The organism is Nguyenibacter vanlangensis (genome assembly GCF_013376155.1).
GTDB classification, from domain to species: domain Bacteria; phylum Pseudomonadota; class Alphaproteobacteria; order Acetobacterales; family Acetobacteraceae; genus Gluconacetobacter; species Gluconacetobacter vanlangensis.
The window spans coordinates 1-5,998 of the sequence record NZ_JABXXP010000141.1; the positions used below are offsets into that span (position 1 = coordinate 1).

Sequence of the window (5,998 nt, forward strand, 5' to 3'; positions counted from 1 at the left end):
GGTTCGCCGTCACCCGGCCCCGCGCGGCGGCCTGAAATCCGGACGCTGCCGGACCCGGCAGGGGTCACGGACCCCTGCACCCCAAGACAAAAGCCCCCGGCCTTTGGCGGGGCCCAGGGGTGGACCCCCTGGGCGAACCCGGCATCAATCCGCCCGCATGCCGCGCCGCGACGGATAGGCCCGGTTGCCGTAGAGCCCCTGCCAGACCAACTGGTTGAACGCGACGGCGGGGATGCGGTCTTCCTGCGACCAGTCATAGCCTGCGGTGGCAAGGGCCCACCAGGTGGCGTCATGCGTGCTGCGCGGGGTCAGCGCCGCCTGGCGGCGGGGCGGGAGCGGCAGGTGCGTGGCGTAGAGATAGGCGGAGGGAATGGCGGTGAAGCGCCAGTCCTTCTGCCGCAGGTCGAACAGGTCGGTCATCGGGCGCTGATAGGCGTCGTTCACGTTCAGATGGTCGATGCCCAGGATGTCCTCGATCGTGCGCAGCATGTTGACCGTGGTGTAGCGGGTCGAGATGACGGCGTGGTGCCGGACATAGGGACCGACGACATAGGCGGTGGAGCGGTGGCCGTCGACATGGTCCGGACCGTCCTGGGCGTCGTCTTCCAGCACGAAGATCAGGGTCGAGTCCCGGTAGCGGCTGCGCGCCACCGCCTGGACCAGCAATCCGACCGCGTAGTCGTTGTCGGCCTGTTGCAGTTCGGGCGTGTCGACCCCGTCGATGGCGGTGGCGAAGCTGCCCATATGGTCGTGCATCAGCCGCACCAGGCTGAGGGCCGGCAAGCGGCCGTTTGCGACATAGGCGTCGAATTCGCGCCGCCATTCGCGCACGCGCAGCGTATCGGGAAAGGCGTTGTCGAAGCCGCGGAAATACGGGTCGGTCAGCGGGGCGAGGCGCGGGTTGCTGGGGAAGGCGACCCGCAGATGATGAGCGTGCGGATCGGGGTCCTCGGGGATCGGCGCGGCGTTTCGATCGGCCTGGCCGTAGCGGGACAGGTCGAGATAGAAGCCGTAATTGCGCACGCCGAGCCCCTTGCGCAGCGCGGCGTCCCAGAGATAGCCGTGCTGGATGTCCTCGGGCGTGTCGTCGTCGCCTGGGCCGTCGACCGCGTCTTCGTCATGGGTGCCGGGCAGCAGGTCGGGATCGGCGGGCAGGGCCGGTTCGGCCGCGCGGCGTTCGGCCGGAGCGGCGATGCCGACATCGACGCCGCGATTCTGGCCCTCGGGGTCGTAGACCATGTGGGTGGGGCGGCCGGCATAGGCGAGCGGGATCGTCTTCTCGTTGAAATCGCTTTCGCGGGCGGCGGTGCTCCATTGCCAGCCATTGCCGCTGACCTCGCCGGAGGTCAGGAAATTGTCCAGGGTGACGAAATTGCCGGCCATGGCATGGAAGTTCGGCGTGATCGGCGCGCCGAATTCGGTGATCGCGGCATCGCCGTTGCCGGGCGACAGATCGCCCAGGATCTGGTCGTAGGTGCGGTTTTCCTTGACGATATAGATGACGTGGCGGATGCGCGCGCGCAGCGCCGCCATCATCCGCTGGTCGGATGCCGGCGGACGGGCGGTGAAGCCGTCATTGGCGGCGACCTGGCGGGTCAGTTCGTCCTGGTCATGGTCGGAGGGGATGGGTTCGGCCAGCAGGCCGGCGGCTTCGAGCGCCAGCACGCCCTGGTTGCGGCGGCAGGCGGCGAGGAAGGACGGGGCGGGTTGGATGCGCTTCGCGGCGGTGGCGCAATTGCCGGGATTGGGGCCGGGGTCGCTTTTGCCGTTGATCGCGTAGAGCCAGCCATCGGCCAGCGCCACATCATTGGGATACCAGCCGGTGGGCAGCAGGGCCAGGGTGCGGCCCCGCCCCGTGCTTCCCTTGTCCGCCAGCGCCACCACGGCGATCGCGTTTTCGCCGCCCAGGCTGACATAGAGCCGGGTTTCGTCGTCGGAGAGCACCAGCGCGTTGGGGGCGGCGCCGCGATAGCGTTCGCGCGCCGGCATCAATCCGGGCGGTGCCGCGACCGGGATGCGGCCGATGACGACATTGCGGGCGGTGTCGATGACCTGAACGGAATCGTCGTTGTCGGCGGCGACATAGAGCCGGGTGCGCGCGTGGTTCATGACCATGCGGGTCGGGTTGCCCATGACCGGAATCCGGGCGGCGACCCGGGCCGTATCCGGGGTGGCACCGAAGGCGACCAGGTCGATTTCCCGGTCGCGCAGGCTGCCGACATAGGCGCTGGCGGCGTCGCGCGCCACCACCCAGAACGGGGTTTCGCCGCCCGGTACCCCGGTGCGGGCCGGGATTTCGGTGCCGGGGCGCAGGTCGCGTTCGGCGATGACGCGGTGCCGGGCGAGATCGACCAGCGACAGGCTGTCATTGAACAGATTGGCGACGAACAGGCGGGTGCCGTCGGGGCTGACCGCCAGCCCGGCGGTGCTGGGAGATTGTTTCAGGCCGTGGGCCTGGGCGCCGTGGCCGAGCGCGATCGGCGTGCCGGCGGCGACCCAGCCGCGGGCGGCGCGGGTAAAGGCGAGGACCGAATCCCCGCCGCCGGTGCCGACATAGAGCGATTGCCCGTCGGGCGCGAACGCCATGCCGGCATAGGCGGTGGGCACGCGCAGGACCTGCCGCTGGACGGGGACGTGGGCGGTGATGTCGTAGAGGAAGACATATTCGGACGACAGCGCCGGATCGGGCTTGCCGTCCGTGCCGTAGGTCGTGTTGTAGTCGCTGGTCAGTACCGCCAGCGTGCGGCGGTCGGGGCTGAGGGCGGTGGTGATGGCCTGGCCGGCCAGAACATGCGGGGCATCGGGCCGGTCGGCGGGCCTGCCCGGGTCGAGTGTCCGGAAAATGGCGCCGGTTGCGGCCGCCGGCGTGAGGAACTGGCCGGACGGCAGGCGGGGTGCTTGCGCCGCGTCGTCGTCATCGGCTCGCGCCGAGGCCGGCGGGACGAGCCAGATGGTAACGAGCAGAGCCGTCGTCAGGCGGCGCCATGAGGGCATGCCGGTCTCCTTCCCTTCCATGCAAGCGGGCGCGGCCCCGCCGATGCCCCATGGATAGGGAAGAACAGAGGACGTGTCGTCAGGTCCGGTGGGACCGACATGAATTCTTCATGGAAGGATGGGGCCGGATTGTCCGGAGACTCCATGGTGGGCGCACAAGGACTCGAACCTTGGACCCGCTGATTAAGAGTCAGCTGCTCTACCAACTGAGCTATGCGCCCATGGAGTGGTCCCTTTCGGGTGACGCGCTTCTAACAGCGCATCCCCGGGAGGGCAAGCGGTTTTATCGAAAAAAATGCCTGCCGTATCAGGTGTTCAGCCGGGCGAGGACCGAGTCGAACTGGTCGAGCGAATTATACTGGATGCGGATCGAGCCGCCCTTGCCGTCGAAGGCGATCTGGACCTTGAGCCCCAGGCGAGAGGATAGGTCGCGTTCCAGGACCTGGATTTCCGGATCCTTGCGTTCGGCCGGCTTGGCCGGGACGGCCTGGGCCTGGCGGACGGCTTTCTGGATCAGGGCCTCGGTCTGGCGGACATTCAGGCCCTGTTCCAGCACGATCTTCAGCGCCGCGACCGGGTCGGGATGGGCCAGCAGGGCACGGGCGTGGCCGGCCGTCAGCTTGCCGTCGCGCAGGGCCGCGCGCACCGGGGCAGGCAGGTTGAGCAGGCGGACCATGTTGGCGACGTGCGAGCGCGACTTGCCCAGCGCGCCGGCCAGTTCTTCCTGCGTCAGGCCGTGATCCCGCAGCAGGCGCTGCAGGCCCTCGGCCTCTTCGATCGCATTGAGGTCGGCGCGCTGGAGGTTCTCCACCAGGGCGGCGGCCATGGCGTCGCCGTCATCGAGGATGCGGATATGGACCGGGACCTCGTGCAGTGCGGCCATCTGGGCGGCGCGCCAGCGGCGTTCGCCGGCGATGATCTGGTAGGTGGTGTCGCGTTCAGGGTGCGGACGGACCAGGATCGGCTGGAGGATGCCGCGGGTGCGGATGGAATCGGCCAGTTCGGCCAGGGCCTCGGGCTCCATCGCCTGGCGCGGCTGGAAGGGGCCGGGCTCCAGCAAATCGACCGGCAGGGTGGCCGGGCGGTCGCGTTCGGGCCGAGGGGCACCAGGGAGAGCACCGGAGGGCGTGCCAGGGAGAGCGCCTGGCGCGATGGCCGGCGGCTGTTCGCCCAGCAGGGCGGCAAGGCCGCGCCCCAGGCGCGGGCGGGCCTGGTCCTTCTTGGTGCTCATGCCCCGATCGCCTTCTTGCTGGTGAGGCCCAGGCGGGTGACCAATTCGTCGGCCATGGCCTGATAGGCCGCGGCGCCGCTGGATTTCGGGTCATAGGCCATGGCCGGGCGGCCGTGGCTCTGGGCCTCGGAGATGCGGATATTGCGCGGGATCAGCGTGTCCATCACCTGCGCGCCGAAGAAGCCGCGCGCGTCCTCGGCCACCAGTTCGGAGAGGTTGTTGCGCCGGTCATACATGGTCAGCACGATGCCCGCGACATGCAGCCCGCCATTGAAGGCGCGGCGCACCCGATCGACCGTGCGCACCAATTGGCTGATGCCTTCCAGCGCGAAGAATTCGCATTGCAGAGGGACCACGACCCCGGTGGCGGCGACCAGCGCGTTCAGGGTCAGCAGGCCCAGGCTGGGCGGGCAATCGACCAGGATGACGTCGAAGCCGCCGCTGATGCGGGCGATCGCGTCGCGCAGGCAGAATTCGCGCCGGTCCTGGGCGACCAGTTCGAGTTCGGCGCCCGCCAGTTCGGTATCGGCGGCGATGATCGACAGGCCGGGGATTTCGGTGGCCTGGATCAGCGATGCGGATGCGGTGTCGTCGGTCAGCAGGGCATAGCTGCCGAGGCGGCGGGAATCATAGCCCACGCCGAGGCCCGTCGAGGCATTGCCCTGCGGGTCGAGATCGATCAGCAGGACGGAGAAACCCTGCGCCGCCAGGCCGGCGGCCAGGTTGATGGCTGTCGTCGTCTTGCCGACGCCGCCCTTCTGGTTGGCGAGGGCGAGAATATGAGGAGCGCGCACGCCGTCAGCCCTGTGCGCGTTCTGAGTGTCTGGCACGCCTGATGTTACCCAGTTTGAGAATGGTGCCGTCCGCGTTCGTGCGGCTCGGCAATCGGGATATGGTCATGTGCCAGCCGGCGGCGGCCGCGGTCAACTCATCGGTGACGTTTCTGCCCTTGAGGAACAGACAAAATCCGTCCGGAGCCAGGAAACGGGATGCCCAGTCGAGCAGTTGCGGCAGGGCGGCGAGCGCGCGGGCGGTGACGACCTGCACCTGGGGGATGTCGGCGTCCTCGATCCGGGAGGCCAGCACGGTGACGCTGGTGCCGGTGGCGCGCGCGGCCTCACGCAGGAAGGCGGCCTTGCGCTGGTCGGATTCGATCAGGGTGACGTCGGCCCCGGTCGCGATCGCGATGATCAGGCCCGGGAAGCCGCCGCCGGAGCCCAGGTCGGCCAAGCGCGCGCCGGGCGGGACCAGGTTGGCCAGTTGCAGGCTGTCGGCGATATGGCGGTCCCACAGATGGGGCAGATCGCGCGGCGAGACGAGATTGATGCGGGCATTCCAGCGGGTGAGGATGGCGGCGAACGCATCGAGCCGGCGGCGCAGATCGTCGGGCATCGCGTCCTGATGTTTCACGTGAAACGTCATGCCGCCTGCCGCAAATGAGAGAGCAGCGCCATCAGCGCCGAGGGGGTGATGCCGGGAATGCGCTGGGCTGCGCTGAAGCTGGCGGGGCGGGCGGCGGCCAGGCGTTCCTGCATTTCGGTGCTGAGGCCGCCGATGCGGCGATAATCGAGATCGGGCGGCAGGGCGATGCGGGTTTCGGCCTCGAGCTGGCGGATTTCGCGCTGCTGGCGGAGCAGGTAGCCGCTATAGCGGGATTCGGTCTCCACATGGCGGCGGACGCGCGGGTCGAGGGCGGCGAACCAGGGCGCGATGCGGTCGATGGCGTCGGGAGCGGCGGTGGTGGCCAGCACGTCGCGCAGGCTGCGCCGCCTG

4 protein-coding genes, 1 tRNA gene and 1 pseudogene are annotated in these 5,998 nt (G+C 69.2%); all 6 read right to left on the minus strand.

Annotated elements, in window-relative coordinates; all coding sequences use genetic code 11:
• Nucleotides 1–144: 144 nt before the first annotated feature.
• Nucleotides 145–2,994 carry a bifunctional YncE family protein/alkaline phosphatase family protein gene (locus tag HUK84_RS08870; protein ID WP_246285565.1) on the minus strand — a complete coding sequence of 950 codons (2,850 nt, stop codon included), beginning with the start codon at nt 2,992–2,994 and terminating at the stop codon, nt 145–147.
• 145 nt (nt 2,995–3,139) lie between these two features.
• Nucleotides 3,140–3,215: transfer RNA gene (locus HUK84_RS08875), tRNA-Lys, on the minus strand.
• An 86-nt stretch (nt 3,216–3,301) separates the two neighbouring features.
• Nucleotides 3,302–4,225 (minus strand): ParB/RepB/Spo0J family partition protein, encoded by a 924-nt coding sequence (locus HUK84_RS08880; protein ID WP_176639978.1) that lies wholly within the window; start codon nt 4,223–4,225, stop codon nt 3,302–3,304.
• Nucleotides 4,222–5,019, minus strand: a complete 798-nt coding sequence (locus HUK84_RS08885; RefSeq protein ID WP_176639979.1) for a ParA family protein — start codon at nt 5,017–5,019, stop codon at nt 4,222–4,224. Before HUK84_RS08885 ends, HUK84_RS08880 begins: the two co-directional genes overlap by 4 nt.
• A gap of 4 nt (nt 5,020–5,023) precedes the next feature.
• Nucleotides 5,024–5,647: a 16S rRNA (guanine(527)-N(7))-methyltransferase RsmG gene (gene rsmG, locus HUK84_RS08890; protein WP_176639980.1), complete on the minus strand. Its 624-nt coding sequence runs from the start codon at nt 5,645–5,647 to the stop codon at nt 5,024–5,026.
• Nucleotides 5,644–5,998 (minus strand): annotated as a pseudogene (locus HUK84_RS08895) (tRNA uridine-5-carboxymethylaminomethyl(34) synthesis enzyme MnmG); the annotation flags it as partial. The gene rsmG and the pseudogene HUK84_RS08895, both read right to left, overlap by 4 nt.